13 protein-coding genes are annotated in these 17,299 nt (G+C 76.5%); 6 read left to right on the forward strand and 7 right to left on the reverse strand.

Features of this window, described 5'->3' with window-relative positions; genetic code table 11:
- Position 1: 1 nt before the first annotated feature.
- The 3 genes from ACZ3J7_RS17625 to ACZ3J7_RS17635 form a co-directional block, all read right to left on the reverse strand.
- Positions 2-1,360, reverse strand: a complete 1,359-nt coding sequence (locus ACZ3J7_RS17625) for an ABC transporter substrate-binding protein (protein ID WP_465621692.1) — start codon at positions 1,358-1,360, stop codon at positions 2-4.
- 98 nt (positions 1,361-1,458) lie between these two features.
- Positions 1,459-2,649 (reverse strand): ROK family transcriptional regulator, encoded by a 1,191-nt coding sequence (locus ACZ3J7_RS17630; protein ID WP_465621694.1) that lies wholly within the window; start codon positions 2,647-2,649, stop codon positions 1,459-1,461.
- A 201-nt stretch (positions 2,650-2,850) separates the two neighbouring features.
- On the reverse strand, positions 2,851-3,918 hold the full coding sequence (locus ACZ3J7_RS17635; protein WP_465621696.1) for a mechanosensitive ion channel family protein: 1,068 nt from the start codon (positions 3,916-3,918) through the stop codon (positions 2,851-2,853).
- Positions 3,919-4,249: 331 nt separating this feature from the next.
- Between ACZ3J7_RS17635 and ACZ3J7_RS17640 the strand changes: the two genes are divergently transcribed.
- Positions 4,250-4,867: an HNH endonuclease gene (locus ACZ3J7_RS17640; protein ID WP_465621698.1), complete on the forward strand. Its 618-nt coding sequence runs from the start codon at positions 4,250-4,252 to the stop codon at positions 4,865-4,867.
- An 87-nt stretch (positions 4,868-4,954) separates the two neighbouring features.
- On the opposite strand, the gene ACZ3J7_RS17645 is transcribed toward ACZ3J7_RS17640, so the two are convergent.
- Positions 4,955-8,785, reverse strand: a complete 3,831-nt coding sequence (locus ACZ3J7_RS17645; protein ID WP_465621700.1) for a beta-N-acetylglucosaminidase domain-containing protein — start codon at positions 8,783-8,785, stop codon at positions 4,955-4,957.
- Between the two features lie 353 nt (positions 8,786-9,138).
- On the opposite strand from ACZ3J7_RS17645, the gene malQ reads away from it, so the two are divergent.
- The 3 genes from malQ to ACZ3J7_RS17660 all read left to right on the forward strand — a co-directional run bounded on the left by malQ (position 9,139) and on the right by ACZ3J7_RS17660 (position 12,392).
- Positions 9,139-11,286, forward strand: a complete 2,148-nt coding sequence (gene malQ, locus ACZ3J7_RS17650; RefSeq protein ID WP_465622131.1) for a 4-alpha-glucanotransferase — start codon at positions 9,139-9,141, stop codon at positions 11,284-11,286.
- A gap of 21 nt (positions 11,287-11,307) precedes the next feature.
- A complete protein-coding gene (gene psbW, locus ACZ3J7_RS17655; RefSeq protein WP_465621702.1) occupies positions 11,308-11,529 on the forward strand; it encodes a photosystem II reaction center protein PsbW in 222 nt (73 codons plus the stop codon).
- Positions 11,530-11,687: 158 nt separating this feature from the next.
- Complete coding sequence (locus ACZ3J7_RS17660) at positions 11,688-12,392, forward strand: heparin lyase I family protein (RefSeq protein ID WP_465621704.1); 705 nt, start codon at positions 11,688-11,690, stop codon at positions 12,390-12,392.
- 14 nt (positions 12,393-12,406) lie between these two features.
- Here ACZ3J7_RS17660 and ACZ3J7_RS17665 read toward each other — a convergent pair whose 3' ends face one another.
- Genes ACZ3J7_RS17665 through ACZ3J7_RS17675 form a run of 3 tightly spaced genes read right to left on the reverse strand, consistent with a single transcriptional unit; the run spans position 12,407 to position 14,933 of the window.
- The gene (locus ACZ3J7_RS17665; protein ID WP_465622133.1) at positions 12,407-13,096 is read right to left on the reverse strand and encodes an FAD:protein FMN transferase; all 690 of its coding nucleotides are present in this window, start codon (positions 13,094-13,096) and stop codon (positions 12,407-12,409) included.
- Positions 13,097-13,119: 23 nt separating this feature from the next.
- Positions 13,120-13,569, reverse strand: a complete 450-nt coding sequence (locus ACZ3J7_RS17670; protein ID WP_465621706.1) for an FMN-binding protein — start codon at positions 13,567-13,569, stop codon at positions 13,120-13,122.
- Between the two features lie 14 nt (positions 13,570-13,583).
- Positions 13,584-14,933 (reverse strand): ferredoxin reductase family protein, encoded by a 1,350-nt coding sequence (locus ACZ3J7_RS17675; protein WP_465621708.1) that lies wholly within the window; start codon positions 14,931-14,933, stop codon positions 13,584-13,586.
- 180 nt (positions 14,934-15,113) lie between these two features.
- On the opposite strand from ACZ3J7_RS17675, the gene ACZ3J7_RS17680 reads away from it, so the two are divergent.
- Positions 15,114-15,818, forward strand: coding sequence for a response regulator transcription factor (locus ACZ3J7_RS17680; RefSeq protein WP_465621710.1), 705 nt, complete (start codon positions 15,114-15,116; stop codon positions 15,816-15,818).
- Positions 15,815-17,254: a sensor histidine kinase gene (locus ACZ3J7_RS17685; protein WP_465621712.1), complete on the forward strand. Its 1,440-nt coding sequence runs from the start codon at positions 15,815-15,817 to the stop codon at positions 17,252-17,254. The genes ACZ3J7_RS17680 and ACZ3J7_RS17685 overlap by 4 nt, the downstream gene beginning before the upstream one ends.
- Positions 17,255-17,299: the final 45 nt, after the last annotated feature.

The raw sequence follows: 17,299 nt of genomic DNA on the forward strand, positions 1-17,299 counted from the left end.
GTCACTTCGCCTGGTTGACGGCGTCGTCGATCTCCTTGGCGGTGGCCGTCAGGCCCGCCCGCAGGTCGGCCTGCCGGCCGGCCTCGACCTCGTAGCTGAGGTTCTGCAGCGACACCTGGTACGCGCCGCCGTTGACGCTGGCCGGGGTGGTCGAGGAGTTCGGGTTCTTGGCGATGTCGACGAAGGTGCGGAAGTTCGGGTCCGCCTCCAGCTTCGGGGAGTCCAGCGCGGCCAGCGTGCTCGGCACGTTGTGGATCGCGTTGGCGAAGGAGACCACCGCGTCGGTGTCCGTGGTCAGGTACTTGACGAAGGTCCAGGCCGCGGTCTGCTTCTTCGAGCCGTTGGCGATGCCGACGATGGTGCCGGTCTGGTAGCCGCGCCCGTACGTCGCCGCCTGGTCGTCCGGCACCGGGAACGGCGCGGTCGCCCACTCGAAGTCCGGCTTGTCCTCGGCCAGCGCGGCGGTCCGCCACTCGCCGTCCAGGCTCATCGCGACCTGCCCGGTGTGGAACGGGTTCTTCGAGCTGAACTCGTCGCCGAACGACGTCCGGTACTTCTCCAGCTTCTCGAACCCGCCGAGCCGGTCGACCAGCTGCTTCTGCCAGGTCAGCGCGGCGGCCACGGTCGGGTCGGTGGCCACGTTCGACTTGCCGTCCGGGCCGAAGTAGGTGCTGCCGTACTGGCCGAGGTAGTGCGCGATCGCCGTCTCGTAGCCGTGGTAGTTCGGCATGAAGCCCAGCTGCTTGTACGAGTCGCCGTCCGGGACGGTCAGCTTCGCGGCGGCCTCGGCGAACTCGCCGAAGGTCTTCGGCGGCGCGGTGATCCCGGCCGCCGCGAACGCGGTCTTGTTGTAGTACAGCCCGTACGCGTCGCCGAGCAGCGGCAGCGCGCACTGGCTGCCCTGGTACTGGCTGTACCGGAGCATCGCGCTCGGGAAGGTCTTCGCCGGGTCGACGCCGTCCTTCTCCAGCATCGGCCCGAGGTCGGCCCACACGTGCGAGGCGCAGAACTTGCCGACGTTGTCGGTGGAGAACGAGGAGACCACGTCCGGCGCCTCCGGACCGCCCGCGCGCAGCGCCTGCTGGGCCTTGTCGTCGGCGATGTCGCCGACCACCTTGACGTGGATGTTCGGGTGCAGCTTCTCGAAGGCGGCGACGTTGTCGTTGATCGCCTTCACCTCGTTGTCCTGGCTCCAGCCGTGCCAGAAGGTGATGGTCACGTCCTGGCCGGACGCCGAACCGTCCTGCCCGCCACCGGAGTTGGTGCCGGTGCAGGCCGAGGCCAGCAGGGCCGTGCAGACGGCCGCGGTGAGGGCGGCCAGCGGGCGGCGGGCGAGTGGAGATCTGTGCGTGCGGTTCACGGATTCACTCCTGGGAGAGGGCGTGGGGGCAGGCCGGCCTGGCCCGCGGACCCGTGCCGGGCGGGGGGCGACGACGGGGGAGTGCCGTCAGGGGAGGGTCAGTGCGTGCTGAACAGGACGTCCCGGGTGCTCGCCAGCGCCCGCTGCAGCGCGCCGGTCAGGACGGGCGACCCCGGCACGGCCGACAGCCGCACCTCCGGCCGCGGGATGGACATCCGGCCCAGGGCCTCCTGGACCAGCTCCCGCAGGCGTTCCCCGCCCGCGGTCGGCGTCCCCCCGGAGAGCACCACCAGCTCCGGGTCGACCACCGAGGCGATCACCGCCAGGCCGACCGCCAGCCGTTCGGCCAGCTCGGCCAGGAAGGCCTCGCCCTCGGCACTGCCCAGGGCCCCGGCCACCGCCTGCGCCGCGTCGGCGCCGCGCAGCTCGTGCCGGCGCGCCAGCGCCAGCACGGCCGGCTCGCCGGCCAGGTCCTGGAACCCGCCGGTCACCTTCCGGCGGGCGTTCAACGACACCGGGGCGTCCGGCACCGGCATGTAGCCGACCTCGCCCGCGCCCCCGGTGAAACCCCGGTGCAGCCGGCCCGCGATCACGATCGCCGCGCCGATGCCCTCCTCGGCCCACAGCAGCACGAAGTCCTCGCACCCCGCCGCCGCCCCGCCGGCCTGCTCCGCCACCGCGGCCAGGTTCACGTCGTTCTCGATCGACACCGGCGCGCCCAGTGCCGACTCCAGCTCCTCCACCAGCCGCGGCGAGTGCCAGCCCGGCAGGTGCGAGGCGTAGCGCAGCTTCCCGGTCACCGGGTCCGGCGCGCCGCCGATCCCGATCACCACCTCGCGCAGCGCCCCCGGGGCGAGCTGCGCCCGGCGCACCGTCTCCGCGACCGCCTCGGCGACCCGCGCCACCGTCTCGGCGGCCGGCCACCCCTTGGTCGCCACCCGGTGCTCGGCCAGCGTCGTCCCGGTGACGTCCGCGACCGCGACCCGCACCGTCGTGCTCGTCACGTCCACGCCCGCGACGTGGGCCGCCGCCGGGTTCACCTGGTAGAGCTGGGCGTTGGGCCCCGGCCCGCCGGCGGTCGTCCCCACCGGGACCACCAGCCCCACCGCCTCCAGCCGCGCCAGCAGCTGCGAGGCGGTCGGCTTCGAGAGCCCGGTCAGGCTCCCGATCTGGGTGCGGGACAGCGGGCCGTTCGCGAGCAGCAGCTCCAGCGCGGCACGGTCGTTTATGGCCCGCAGCAGACTCGGCGTACCGGCCAGCGGGGAACGGGGCGTCTTTCGGGTGGTCACGGCCCGATCCTCCTCTGCGTACGCCGTTGCGGCCAACTGTTAGGAAAGTTTCCAATCGCGAGCCGGAGATGTCAACGCCCGGGCGGCAGTTCGTTGCGGCGGAAGGGGCGCGGACGCCGGGGAGGCGGGCACGGCGGGGCCCCGGGACGGCCGGCGGCCCGCACCGCCCCGCTGCCCCGCCCGCCTCCGGGCCCCGGGGGCCTACAGCTGGGGCGGTATCGGCTTGGCGGCCAGCGAGCGCGCCGAGTTGGGGTCGGCCAGGGCGGAGGGCGGCAGGATCTCCAGGGCGGTGGCCTGGGCCGGGACGGTCGCGGCGGCCTCCTCCTTGAGCTTGACGCCGGCCAGGTCGAAGGCGGCCTTCAGGCGCAGCCGCAGCGCCCGCGCCACCTGGGCCGACCGGCCGGGCGTGCAGCGGGCCTCGATCCGCAGCTGGACCGAGTCGACGGCCACCGCCTCGACGCCGAGCACCTTGACCCGGCCCCAGATCAGCTCGTCGTACGGGCTCTCCTTGGCGAGCTGCTCGGCGGCCTCGGTGACCAGCTGCTCGACCCGCTCCAGGTCCTCCTTGTAGCCGATCTGGACGTCCACCGTGGCGGTGCCCCAGCCCTGGCTCATGTTGGCGATCCGCTTGACCTCGCCGTTGCGGATGTACCAGATCTCGCCGGTCGCGCCGCGCAGCTTGGTGACCCGCAGGCCGACCTCCAGGACGGTGCCGGTGGCGACGCCGGTGTCGATCTCGTCGCCGACGCCGTACTGGTCCTCCATGATCATGAAGACGCCGGAGAGGAAGTCGGTGACCAGGTTGCGGGCGCCGAAGCCGATCGCCACGCCGGCCACACCGGCGGAGGCCAGCAGCGGGGCCAGGTCGACGCCGAGCACCGACAGCGCCATCAGCGAGGCGGTGCCCAGGATGCCGAACGAGGCCACCGAGCGCAGCACCGAGCCGATCGCCTCGGAACGCTGCTGGCGCCGCTCGGTGTTGACCACGCCGCTGTTGGCCAGCAGCCCGCCGAGCACCCCGTGGTCGTCGCCGCCGTCGGCGGGGCGGGCCATCCGGGAGACCAGCTTGTCGATCACCTTGCGCACCACGGCCCGCAGCACCAGCGCCAGGCCCAGGATCAGCACGATCCGCAGCCCCGAGACCACCCAGCCCTGCCAGTTCTCGTCCAGCCAGCCGGCCGCCTGCCGGGTGGTGTCGGTCACGTCGGCGGCCGAGGTGGGCAGCGTGAACGTCGGAGCTGTGCTGTCGGCAGCGGAATCGGCGAGCATCGCCCCACTGTAGCGAGCCCGTTCACCCGCCCGGCCAGGACCCGTTCACCGGCCCGTTCACCCGCTCGGACCGCCCGCGGACCCGCCCCCCGGCACCGGCCACGCACCGCACCGCCACCCGTACGGTACGTGCAGGAGGGCTCCGAGCTGGGCATACCGGCTATGGCGGAACGCGCGCGGGCCCACCGCCCCCGCGCGGCACGTTCACGGAGAAATGGTGGCGTCGTACGACGGCGTAAGGCGACACTGAGGGAGATCACGCCCCGCGCGGGGCGCGGTCACCCGCTCGACTCGGCGCGAGCCACGCGCCGCAGGCGTCCAAGGAGGCCCCGTGCCGCATGTCCTTGTCCTCAACGCGTCGTACGAGCCGCTCGGTGTCGTCTCGATGCGACGCGCCCTCATCCTCGTCCTCAACCACAAGGCGATCGCCCTGGAGGATGCGGGCACCACTCTGCACAGCGCCACCGGTGCCGTCCAGGCACCGTCCGTCGTCAAGCTGACCCGTTTCGTGCGGGTCCCCTACCGAGGCCCCGTACCACTGACCCGGCGGGCGCTGTTCGCCCGCGACCACGGCCGGTGCGTGTACTGCGGGGCCGCCGCCACCAGTGTCGACCACGTCATCCCGCGCAGCCGGGGCGGCCAGCACCGGTGGGACAACGTGGTGGCGGCCTGCCGCCGCTGCAACCACACCAAGGCCGACCGGCACCTCGCCGACCTCGGCTGGCGGATGAAGCGCCCCCCGGCCGCCCCCAGCGGCCTGGCCTGGCGGGTCATCGGCACCGGGATCAAGGACCCGCGCTGGCGGCCCTACCTGGAGCCGTACGGCGGCCTCGACCAGTTCCGGGACTTCGAGCACCACGACCATCCGGACACGGCCCTGCCCGTCCCCGTCCCCGTCCGCACCCGTCCGATCCGCCGCGGCGAGCAGCACGCACCGCTCTCCGCCTGAACAGACAAGGGCCTGCCCGACCACCACCGGTACGCCTCATGGGCCGCCGCCGCCCCCGCGCAGGGGGCGCCGGCGGCCCGCCGCGTCTCAGCCGCCCACCGCGTACAGCTCGATCCCCGACAGCGCGTACCCGTACCGGGTGGCTCGGCTGACGCCCTGCACCCGCAGGTACTGGGCGCCCGGCGCGTCGAAGCGGACCGTCTCGGTGCCGCCCTGCCCGTTGCCGACCTCCGCGACGGTCGTCCAGGTCACGCCGTCCGCCGAGGACTCCAACCGGTACGCGGAGGCGTACGCGGCACCCCAGTGCAGCACCGCCGAACCCAGCCGGACGGGCTGCGGCAGCCGCAGCCGCACCCAGGCGCCGTCACTGGCCGGGGAGCTCCACGAGGTCGCCGGGTCGCCGTCGGCCACCGCCGAGGCCGGCGTCCCCGGGCCGTCGTCGCCCGAGGACGAGACGCTCGCGGTCCGCGCCAGGTCGGCGCCGCCGACCGGCGGCACCACGTGCACCAGCAGCTCCTGCCGCACGGTCAGCGCGCCCGCCGTGAACACCACCGGCACCCGGTAGGTCCCCGACGGGGTGTCCGCGGCCGCGGTGACCAGCAGCGGCGCCACCACCCGCCCGCCGCGCGGCACCGTCAGCGCCGGCGGCGGGGCCACCACCAGCCCCCTGGCCACCGCCGGGACCTCCGCCCGCAGCGTCCCGGCCAGCGCGTCCGGCCGCCCGGACTCCACGGTCGCCCGGGCCTGCGCGGGCGCCGCCGCGCCCGCCACCACGTCCAGCGTCGGCTCGGCCAGCGTCAGCCGGGCCGCCGGCACGTCCGCCCACCACGGGATCACCTGGTTGACCACCGGCGCCTCGCCGCCCGGCCGCCACACCAGCCGCAGCGCGTCCACCGGCCCGCTGTCGGCGCGCAGCTCGTTGTAGCCGGGCCGGACCGGGCCCAGGTCGCTCCAGCCGCCGTCCGGACGGCGGACCTGCGCGGTCGCCTCGGCCCGCACCGCCGGGTCGGTCAGCACGGTCAGCCGGTCCAGCGGCCGGGCCGCGCCCAGCTCCACCGTCAGCGGCTCGTCGCCCTCCGCGGGCGGCGCGGCCGCCCGGAACGCTGAGTCCGGGTCGCCCGAGAGCACCGCCTGCGGCGAGGAGCCCGGCGCGGCCGGCGGGCCCGACACCGCGGTGCCCACCTCGTCCGGCGCCGCCGTGGTGAACTCCCGCACCGCCACCGCCCCGGACTGCCCGCCGGTGGCGCGCAGCCGCACCGCCTTGGCGACCGCGCCCGCCGGGGCGTCCGCGCTGACCGTCCGCTGCCCGTGCACGGTGGCCAGCCGGTGCCAGCCGCCCGAGCCGCTCCAGTACTCCAGCACCCCGTCGTGCAGGTAGTCGTCGGCCGCCGAGGCGGCGTCCGGGTCGTCGCCCCAGCCGCCCATCAGCACCGTCACCGAGCCCAGCGGCTTCGGGGTGCCCAGGTCCAGGCCGAAGCTGTCGCCGACCTGCGGCGGCGCGGACGACCAGTAGAAGGTCTCCCCGGAGCCGTCCGCCATCAGCGCCGGGCCGTGGTCGTGCGCGGTGCCCAGGGTGGTGGTCGCGGCGGCGCCCGGGGTGATGCCCGACCAGGTGTCCGCGGACTTCGCCGCCCGGTCCAGGAACGCGTCCAGCACGCCCCGGCCGACCGTCACCGGGTTCTGCTCCAGCACCCCGCGCTGCCGGCCCAGCTCCAGCCGGGCCCGCCAGGCCGCCGTGCCGTCGCCGCCCTGCTGCGCCAGCAGCATGTCCAGCGCCGCCCGGCCCGCCGAGCCGTACGCCGACAGCCGGGCCAGCCAGGGCGCCGCGTCCGCCGCCAGCGGGTCGCCCGCCAGCGTCCGCGGCGCGTCCGCCATCACCCCGAACGCCTCGCGCAGCGGCTGCGCCGCCTCCCGCAGCCGCGCCCCGTCGACCGGCGCGCCCGAGGCCGGCTCGGCCGCCGCCCAGAACCGCTCGACCAGCGGCACCAGGTACGCCGACTCCTGGCCGCCCAGCGGCGAGGACGCGCTGTTGCCCGCCAGCGCCGCCGCCGCGTCCCGCTGCGCGGGACCCGAGGTCAGCAGCCGCAGCGCCGCCGCCAGCGACCGCTCCGGCTGGTAGCCGTCCGGCTGCCAGCCGAAGTCGGCGGCGGTCGCCAGCGGGATCCGGGACGCCACCGGCTGGCTCATCGCCGAGGTCAGCAGCACCGCCGAGCGCCGCGCCACCTCCGGGTCCCGCCCGGTGTAGCCGCCCAGGAACAGCCGGTCCGGCGCCGAGTCGTTCACCGGGTAGTTGTCCAGCGTCATCAGCGGCCGCCCGAACAGCGCCGCGGTGGCCTGCGCCTGCTCGCCCGTCACCTGCTTCGGGATCGCCGCGCCGCCGCTCCACACCACCTGCACCCCGCCCGGCAGCCCCGCCGCCAGCGCCGCCCGGTACGGCGTCGAGCCCTGCTTCAGGTACTCGGTCGGCACCACCGACAGCGGCGCCAGCTCCGGGTGCCCCGCCACCAGCCGCTGCTGCACCGCCGAGGTCAGCGCGGCCTGCGCCTTCGCCGCCGCCACCGGCCCGGTGCCGTACTTGCGCCGGTCCGCCCCGCAGTGCCACTCGTCGTACGACACGCTCAGGAAGTCCAACTGGAAGGCCCGGAAGCCCAGTTGCCGCAGCCCGTCGAGCTTGGCGACCAGTGCGTCGACGTCCTTGCCGGAGGAGAAGCAGAACGACTGCCCCGGCGCGACCGAGTACGCCACCGTCACGTGGTCGGCCCGCGCCCGGGCCGCCAGCTCGGCCAGCTCGGCCGCCTGCCGCGCCGGGTACGCCTCCCGCCAGCGCTGCGCCCGGTACGGGTCGCCGCCCGGCGCGTACAGGAAGTAGTTCTGCTTGGTGCGGCCCAGGAAGTCCAGCACCGCCAGCCGCTGCGCCGCGCTCCACGGCGCCCCGAAGAACGACTCCGCGGTGCCGCGCAGCGGCGCGCCCGACGGCCAGTCCCGCACCAGCACGCCCGGGAAGCCCCGGTCGCCCCCGCCGCCCTGCCCCTGGCCCGGACCGACCGGGGAGAGCAGCTGCGCCAGGCTCTGCGCCGCGTAGAAGGTGCCCGCGCCGTCCACGCCCGCCAGCACCACCGCGCCGTACGCGCCGCCGCCGTCGGCCGGCAGCTGCCCGGACGCCAGCAGGTGGCCGCCCGGGGGCAGGCCCGCCAGCGCCGGCACCTCGGTGTCCCGCAGGCCGTTCGCCACCGCGAGCTGCCGCAGCGCCCGGTCGACCGCGCCGCCCGCGCCCTCGTACGGGCCGCCGACGTACACCACCAGCGAGCCGGGCTCCGGGTGCTCGGGCGCCTGCGGGGCGGTCCGCACCTCGGCCGCGCCGGCCCGGGTCAGCAGCGCGCGCACCGCGTCCACCGCCGGACCGTCCGCGGCGTCCGCCAGCACCAGCGTCACCAGCCGGGGCACCGCCACCGGCCTGCCGCCGGCCCGCAGCTCCTGCGGGCGCGGGAAGACCTGGGGGTCCGTCAGCGAACCCAGCGGCTGCGCGGCCTCGACCGGCGCCGGGTCCGCCGGTTCGGCACCGTCCGGCACGGCGCTGTACAGGTCCGCGCGCGGCGCGGCCTCGGCCGCGAAGCCCGGCACCGGGGTGAACAGCCCGCCGACCACGGCCGCCGCCGACAGCGTCGCGGCGATCCGCAGCGCGCTGCCCCGCCGGCCCGTCCGCCGCTCCGCCCGCACCGAGGCGAGCAGCGGCGCCGTGCCCTTGACGTCCGCGATGAACCGGTCCGCGGCCCTCGGCGCCACCTGCCGCGCCGTCCGGGCCGCCGTCCGGCGGGCCGCCAGCGCCGCCGGGTGGTACAGCACCTCGCGGAGCGCCGCGCTCCGCTCCAAGCCCTGCCGCAGCCGCCGTCCGGCCGCCACCGACACCCGCGCCTGCACCGGAGCCTCCTCGCCCGAAACGCCAGCTCACCGGCCCCCCGCCGCCCCGGCCCAGCCCCCCTCGGCCACCCGGCCCGCCCACCCCACCAGCTCCCCGCGCCGCTGTCAACGCCCCTGGCAGCTATGTCCGTTATCGCCGCAAAAGGCCGCTGTTCCGCCACCGCCGCCGGCAACCCCCGGACCGGACGTTCACCCGACCGGTGCGGGCGCCGGACCGTGTCGGTCGGGGTCGGCGGGCGGAGGCGCGGGTAGGACTGTGCCTGTCTACATTTGTCGGCGTCGGGGAGCAGCCCGAGGACGGAGCGCGCCGGGTGGCCGCATACCTTGACCGCGAGCAGGCCGGGTCCGAGCAGGTGCCGGCGGAGGACGACCCGCCCGCCCCGCCGGAGCTGACGGCGCTGGCGCACGCGTACGGGGTGGACACCCACTACGACGCCGGGACCGGGCCGGTGCAGGTCGGGGCGCGGACGCTGACCGCCGTGCTGGCCGCGCTCGGGGTCGACGCCGGGACGCCGGAGCTGGCCGCGCAGGCGCTGGAACGGCACCGCGCCCGGGTCGCGGGGCGGCTGCTGCCGCCCACCGTGGTGGCCTGGCGGGGGCGGCGCACCGCGCTGGACCTGCCGGCCGGGGCCGAGGTCCGGATCGAACTGGAACAGGGCGGCGACGCCCGGGAGTCGACGGCCGGGCACGCGCACCGGCTCCCCGAGGACCTGCCGCTCGGCCGCCACCTGCTGGTGGTCCGGGCGGACGGGCGGGAGGCCCGGGCCGCGCTGGTGGTCGCCCCGCCGCGGATCCCCGAGCCGGGGCGGCGCGGTTGGGGCTTCCTCGCCCAGCTGTACTCGGTGCTCAGCGCACGCTCCTGGGGCATGGGCGACCTGGCCGACCTCGCCGAGCTCGCCCAGTGGGCGGGCGCCGAACTCGGCGCGGGCTTCCTGCAGATCAACCCGCTGCACGCGGGCATGCCCGGCGCCCCCTCCGACCCGTCCCCGTACCGCCCGTCCTCGCGGCGCTTCGCCGACCCGGTGCACCTGCGGATCGAGGCGGTGCCCGAGTACACCCGGCACGAGGAGGTCCGCGACCTGGCCCGGCGGGCCCGGCTGCTGCGCGAGGAGGTGCTGGAGCACGACGCGCTGATCGACCGCGACGCGGTCTGGTCGCTCAAGCGCCAGGCCCTGGAGCTGCTGCACACCGTGCCGCGCGGGGTCGGCCGGGAGGCCGCGTACCGGGCGTTCGTCCGGCGCGAGGGCGAGTGGCTGGAGCGGTACGCGGTGTGGAACGCGCTGGCCGAGGCGCACGGCGGCGGCTGGCACAGCTGGCCGAAGGGCCTGCGCCACCCCGCCAACCCGCAGGTCGCCGCCGCCAAGGCCGAGTTGAAGGACCGGGTCGAGTTCCACCGCTGGCTGGCCTGGCTGGTCGACGAGCAGCTGCACGCCGCCCAGCGGGCCGCCACCGACGCGGGCATGCCGATCGGCCTGATCCACGACCTCGCGGTCGGCGTCCACCCCGACGGCGCCGACGCCTGGGCCCTGCAGGACGTGCTGGCCACCGGCATCTCCACCGGCGCCCCGCCGGACGCCTTCAACGCCCACGGCCAGGACTGGGGCCTGCCGCCCTGGCGCCCCGACGCCCTCGCCGAAGCCGGGTACGCCCCGTTCGCCGAGCTGATCCGGGCCTCCGCCCGGCACGCCGGCGCGATCCGGATCGACCACGTGATGGGCCTGTTCCGGCTCTGGTGGGTCCCCGCCGGGGCCCGCCCCACCGAGGGCACCTACGTCCGCTACGACGCCGAGGCGATGCTCGCCGTCCTCGCCCTGGAGGCCCACCGGGCCGGCGCCGCCGTCATCGGCGAGGACCTCGGCACCGTCGAACCCGGCGTCCGCGAACGCCTCGCCGACCACGGCGTGCTCGGCACCTCCGTGCTCTGGTTCGAGCGGGACTGGCAGGCCGGCGGCACCGTGCTGCCCCCCGAACGGTGGCGCCCCGGCTGCCTGGCCACCCTCACCACCCACGACCTGCCCTCCACCGCCGCCCGGCTGACCGGCGAACACGTCGAACTCCGCCACCACCTCGGCCTGCTGGCCCGCCCGCTGGCCGAGGAGCAGGCCGCCGCCGCCCGCGAACTCGCCGACTGGCAGCGCGAACTCGTCCGGATCGGCCTGCTCGCCGAGAACGAGCCCGTCACCCCCGAGGCGCTGTACGCCTACCTGCTGGCCACGCCCGCCACCCTGGTCGGCGTCTGGCTCCCCGACACCGTCGGCGACCCCCGTCCGCAGAACCTCCCCGGCACCTGGGACCAGTACCCCAACTGGCGCCTCCCGGTCGCCGACGCCGACGGCACCCCCCGCACCCTCGACACCCTGGCCGCCGCCCCCGGCACCGCCGGCATCGCCGCCACCCTCGCCCCGCTCAACACCCCGACCGCCGCCCCGACCGCCGCCCCGGCCGACCTCCGCCCGGCGGGACACGCCGACAGGCGCACCCCGCCGGGCCGAGCGGTGTAGGGGGCCGGTACCTTGGGAAACGTGGACAAGAGGAACGCAATGCGCGCCGGTGCGGTCACCGCGGCGGCCACGCTGATGATGGTCATGTCGTCGCCCGCGATGGCGCTCACGCGCGACGACGGCGACGACCCCGGCACCGGCCTGGGCGTCGGAGCCACCCTGGGCCTGTTCGTCGCCCTCCCGATCGTCGCCTTCGCGGTGATCGCGGGCCTCTGCATGATCCCGGGCAGCAAGAAGAAGTAACCCGGGCCACCGGCCCCGGACGGCGGCGGCCGCCGGACCCCGACACCCGTCGGCGGTCCGGCGGCCGCCGCCGCGTTCACCCGGGGCGGTGGCGGACGGGCCGGCGGTGACGGAACATCAGGCGGGAGACGACCCGCCCACCCCCGTTGGGAGCGCCGATGTTCCGCCCCGCCCTCGCCACCGCCCTCGCCCTCGCCGCCCCGGCCACCGTCCTCGCCGCCGCCCCCGCCCCGGCGGCCGCCGGCCGGGTGCTCTGGGCCGCCGACACCGCCCGCGGCCCGTCCTCCTTCACCGGCGTCCAGTGCGCGGCCGGGAACTTCGGCACCGTCCAGGACCCCGCCAAGGGCAAGGTCTGGCGCGCCCGCCAGGCCGCCGGCGAGGAGCGCTGCGAGACCCTCGGCCCCGACCTGGTGAACGGCGACACCGTCTACGTCGGCTGGTCCTCCCGGGTGCGGATCGACGACGACGAGAGCCGGTACGTCTTCCAGCTCAAGTGCTCGCCCAGCGAGGGCACCGCCAACCACCCCGTCGAGATCGACGTCGCCGACGGCCGCGTCCGCCTCCAGGAGTGGGACACCCGGCACGTCGCCCACCCCCTCTGGACCGCCCCCACCGCCTCCGACCAGTGGCACTCCTACGTCCTCAGGATCCGCCTCGGCCGCACCGACGGCACCATCGACTTCTGGTACGACGGCGTCAAGCAGACCTTCACCACCGGCTCCGGCACCTACACCGGCACCACCTGGGACGGCACCCGGAACTACCTCAAGTGGGGCTCCTACCACCCCTCCCCGGCCGACGCCGTCAACACCTTCACCAGCCCGGTCATCGCCACCACCCTCGACCTCGCCAAGGGCCGCTGAGGGCCCCGGACGCCCTAACCCCACTCGCCCACCGTCTCCTGCCGCCCGTCCGGGTGGATCGCCAGCGCCCGGACGTCCTTCCCGTCGAGCCAGCGCAGCGCCCTCGCGCCCATGGCGAAGGCGGCGGTGGCGAGGGCGTCCAGGCGGGCGAGGCGGGGGCCGACCAGGGTGAGGGAGGCGAGGGCGGTGGCGGGCAGGCCGGTGTGCGGGTCGATGACGTGCGGGCCGCGCTCCGCGGTGCCGGAGGTGGCGACGGCCAGGTCGTGGCCGGTGACGACGCGGGCGACGGCACCCGCGCGGTGCGGGTCGGCGATGCCGATCCGCCAGGGCCCGCCCGCGGTCTGGACGTCCCCGCCGCCGCTGACGCAGTGCTGGACGGAGCCGGCCGCGCGCAGCGCCCGGGAGGCCTCCTCGACCGCCCAGCCCTTGACGTAGCCGCTGGGGTCGAGCCGTCCGCCGGGCGTCGCGGTGAAGTAGCCGCCGGTCTCCGCGCCGAGCTCCGCGCACCGCTCCAGCACCCACCGCACCTCGGGGTCCGCGTCCGCCGGGGCGAGCGCGCCGCGGCCGAGCCGGCTGATCTCGCTCTCCGGCCGGTAGGTCGAGAACACCGCGTCGATCCGGTGCAGCCGCTCCACGATCCGCCGGATCGCCGGGCCGGTCCCCGGCCCGGCGTCGCGGACGGCGAACGAGAAGACCGTCCCCATCACGTGCTCGACGTGGCGGGCGGTCACTGCCGCGCCTGGTCGAGGGCGCTCTGCAGCGAGCGGGTGTAGCCCTCGCTGGTGTACGTCGCGCCGGAGACGACGTCGATGTCCGCGCTCTGGGCGGCGATCGCCTCCTGGTTGAGGACCGGGACGGCGTACTCGTTGATCTCCCGGTCGCGGCGGTCCCGGGTGGGGTACTGGAGCACGTCGATCCGGCTGATCCTCGTACCGGTCAGGGTGACCTTGACCTGCACCGGCCCGTACCGGGTGTCGACCGCGCTGCCGGTCAGGCTGCGGGAGCCCGCGTCGGTGCCCTGCGCGGTGCCGGAACCGGTGGCGCCGGAGTCGGTGCCGGTGGCGTCGGTGCCGGTGGAGGAGACGACCCGGGCGGGGGCCGGGTCGTGCGGCTTCAGGGAGAGCAGCAGGACGACCCCGGCGGCGGTCGCGGAGGCGGTGATGACGGCGCGTCGCATGGTGGCGGGGGCTCCTAGAGGGCGAAGGACTCGTGGTGGATGCGGGAGGCCCGGACCCCGGCGGCGCGCAGGGCGCGCACCGCGTCGGCGGCGAACTCCGCGGGCCCGCACAGGTAGACCTCGTGCCGGGCCAGGTCGGGGACCAGCCGGCCGAGCGCCGCGCCCAGCTCGCCGACCTCGGCCCGGCCGCCGAGCAGCTCGTGCACCCGGACGCCGCGCCGCTCGGCGAGGACGGCGAGCTCGCGGCGGAACAGCACGTCCTCGGCGCGGCGGGCGCGCTGCACCAGGGTGACCCGGCCCGGCAGCGTCTCGGCCAGCGCCCGCAGCGGGGTGACGCCGACGCCCGCGCCGAGCAGCAGCACCGGCCCGCCGCCGCCGTGCAGCCGCCGCGCGGTGAACGCCCCGTACGGGCCCTCGACGCGGACCCTCGTCCCCGGGGCGAGCCGGGCCAGGGCCGCGCTGTGGGCGCCCAGGTCCTTGACGGTGAAGCGCAGGAAGCGCGGGTGCGGGGGAGCGGAGAGCGAGTACGGGTTGGCGGCCCAGCGCAGCCCCGGGGCGAGGAACTGGAGCCGGAAGAACTGCCCGGGCTCGGCGCGCAGCCCGTCCAGGTGCCGGCCGGTCAGGAAGACCGAGACCACGCCCGGGCCCTCGGCCCGCACCTCGGCGACCTCCAGCCGGTGCCGCCGGTCGCGCAGGTACGGGCCCAGCAGCCGGTACCGGGCCAGGACGGCGGCGGTGCCGAAGTACAGCAGGTACCAGGCGGCCCGCGCCGGGCCGTCGGCCAGCTCGGCGCCGGTGCTGAGCTGGTGGGCGAAGCCGAGCGCGACGGCCAGGTAGCCGGCCAGGTGCGCGTAGTACCAGGTCTCGTAGCCGAGCCGGCGGCGGGCGGCCCGGGCGGAGACCGCGCCGGTGCCCAGCAGCAGCAGGGTCGCGGCGGTGGCCTTCAGCATGTCGGGGAAGTGGAGGACCACCTCGACGCCCTCGCCCCACAGGCCCCGCCCGTCGGTCAGCGCGTAGCCCCAGACCACGGTCAGCACGTGCGCGGTGACCAGCGAGACCAGGTAGCGGCCGCCGTGCGCGTGCCAGCGGGCCAGCCGGTCCGCGCCGACCTCGCGCTCCAGCAGCGGGACCCGGGCCATCAGCAGCAGCAGGACGGGTGCGGCGTAGCCGGCCAGCAGGCCGGTGATCCGGCCCGCGCCGGTCAGCCAGTCGGCGGCGCCGACCACCCGCGGGGTGTCGGACCACCACGCCGCGAGGACGCCGAGCGCGCCGAGCGCGACCAGGGCGAGCGCCCCGCGCCGGACGGCGTCCGGGGGCAGCGCGCGGCGCCGGGCGGCCCGGGCGGGGATGGACGGTGCGGTCAACGGGCCCTCCTTCGGTGGTACCCGCCCACGGTCGCACCGCAAGTTCTCAGTTCCCTGTGAACCGGTCGCCCGCCCGGCCGCCCGACCGAGGCGTCCGGGCAGCTCGGCCCGGGCGCGGCAAGGCCGCACGCGGTCGGACGATCTCACCGCTTTCTCATCCCCGGACGGCAGAATGCCCCCATGCAGCACGCGGACACCCCCTGGCGGGTCCTGGTCGTCGACGACGAACCCGACCTGGTCGACGTCCTCTGCGGCGCCCTGCGCTACGAGGGCTGGCAGACCCGAGGCGTCACCGGCGGCCTGGACGCCGTCGCCGCCGCCGACGACTGGCACCCGCACGCCGTGGTGCTCGACGTGATGCTCCCCGACTTCGACGGCCTCGAAGTGCTGCGCCGGATCCACACCACCGACCCCGAGGTGCGCGTCCTGTTCCTCACCGCCCGGGACGCCGTCGAGGACCGGATCGCCGGGATCACCGCCGGCGGCGACGACTACGTCACCAAACCGTTCAGCCTGGAGGAGGTGGTGGTCCGGCTGCGCGGCCTGCTCCGCCGCGCCGGGCCGGCCGGCCCCGCCGCCCCCGGCACCCTCGCCGTCGGCGACCTCCGGCTCGACCCCGCCACCCGGGAGGCCCGCCGGGGCGGCGAACCCGTCGACCTCAGCCCCACCGAGTTCGCCCTGCTGCGCCACCTGATGGAGCACCCCCGGCAGGTGCTCAGCAAGGCCCAACTGCTGGACGCCGTCTGGTCCTACGACTTCGGCGGCCAGGCCCACGTGGTCGAGCTGTACATCAGCTACCTGCGCCGCAAGATCGACGCCGGCCGGCCCCCGATGATCCACACCGTCCGCGGCGCCGGCTACGTCCTGCGGGCGGCCACCGGATGAGACGCCTCCGCCCGAGCGGTCCCCGCACCCTGCGGACCCGGCTGCTGGCCGGCCTCCTCACCCTGCTGGTGCTGATCTGCGCGGGCATCGGCGTGGCCACCTGCGAGGCGCTGCGGCACTTCCTGGTCGACCGCCTCGACCAGCAGCTCGCCGCCGCCGGCGGCCGCTACGCCGCCAGCCTCGAACACCCCGGCCAGGACGACCACGACACCCGCGCCCAGGCGCCCGGCACCTTCGGCGCCCGCCTGGTCGACGGCGGCCTCACCCACGCCGCCGTGGTCGGCGGCCTCCCGCCCGGCCGGCACGGCGACAGCCCGGACGCCACCGTCCCGCTCGACGCCGCCGACCTGGCCGCGCTGCGCGCCCTGCCCACCGACGGCCGCCCGCACGACCTGGACCTCTCCGCCCTCGGCCACTACCGGGTCGCCGCCGTCACCTGCGACGACCACGACGCCCTGGTCACCGGCCTGCCGATGCGCCCCGTCGAGGAGACCGTCCGACGGCTGCTGCTGATCGAACTGGTGGTGTTCGCCGCCGCGCTCGCCGCCGCCGCGGCCGCCGGCACCCTCGCCGTCCGCCTCGCCCTGCGCCCGCTGGACCGGGTCGTCGCCACCGCCGAACGGGTCTCCGCCCGCCCGCTCGCCACCGGCGCCGTCGACCTCGCCGAACGCGTCCCCGACGACGATCCGCGCACCGAGGTCGGCCGGGTCGGCACCGCGCTCAACCGCCTGCTCGGCCACGTCGCGGACGCCCTGGCCCGCCGCCAGAGCGTCGAGGAGCGGCTGCGCGCCTTCGCCGCCGACGCCAGCCACGAACTGCGCAACCCGGTCGCCAGCGTCCGCGGCCACGCCGAACTCGCCCTCCGGCACCCCGGGCCGGTCCCCGCCCCGGTCCGGCACGCGCTGGAACGGATCAGCGCCGAGTCCCGCCGGATGGGCACCACCGTCGAGGACCTGCTGCTGCTCGCCCGCCTCGACGCCGGCCGCCCGCTCGCCGTCCAGGACACCGACCTCACCCGGATCGTCCTCGACTGCACCACCGACGCGCGGGCCGCCGCCCCCCGCCACCGCTGGCTGCTCGAACTCCCCGCCGAACCCGTCACCGTCCCCGGCGACCCGCACCGCCTCGCCCAGGTCGTCACCAACCTGCTCGCCAACGCCCGCACCCACACCCCCGACGGCACCACCGTCACCCTCCGCCTCGACCCGGCCGGCCGCCTCACCGTCACCGACGACGGCCCCGGCATCCCCGCCGACCTCGCCCCGCACGTCTTCGACCGCTTCACCCGGGGCGACCGCGCCCGCTCCCGCCGCACCGGCTCCACCGGCCTCGGCCTCGCCATCGTCCAGGCCGTCGTCCACGCCCACCACGGCACCGTCACCCTCGCCAGCGCCCCGGGCCGCACCACCTTCACCGTCACCCTCGGCGGAACCTAGCTGTATTGACCACGAGCGTTGTTGACAGTGGTCGGGCTTGATCAA

The sequence above is a fragment of the Kitasatospora sp. NPDC015121 genome (genome assembly GCF_055562955.1).

Coding starts and splice junctions, on each gene's coding strand:
- ACZ3J7_RS17660 (WP_465621704.1), top strand. CDS start 11,688: ATGTTCCGCCCCGCCCTCGCCACCGCCCTCGCCCTCGCCGCCCCGGCC.
- ACZ3J7_RS17685 (WP_465621712.1), top strand. CDS start 15,815: ATGAGACGCCTCCGCCCGAGCGGTCCCCGCACCCTGCGGACCCGGCTG.
- ACZ3J7_RS17670 (WP_465621706.1), bottom strand. CDS start 13,569: ATGCGACGCGCCGTCATCACCGCCTCCGCGACCGCCGCCGGGGTCGTC.
- ACZ3J7_RS17635 (WP_465621696.1), bottom strand. CDS start 3,918: ATGCTCGCCGATTCCGCTGCCGACAGCACAGCTCCGACGTTCACGCTG.
- ACZ3J7_RS17680 (WP_465621710.1), top strand. CDS start 15,114: ATGCAGCACGCGGACACCCCCTGGCGGGTCCTGGTCGTCGACGACGAA.
- ACZ3J7_RS17665 (WP_465622133.1), bottom strand. CDS start 13,096: ATGGGGACGGTCTTCTCGTTCGCCGTCCGCGACGCCGGGCCGGGGACC.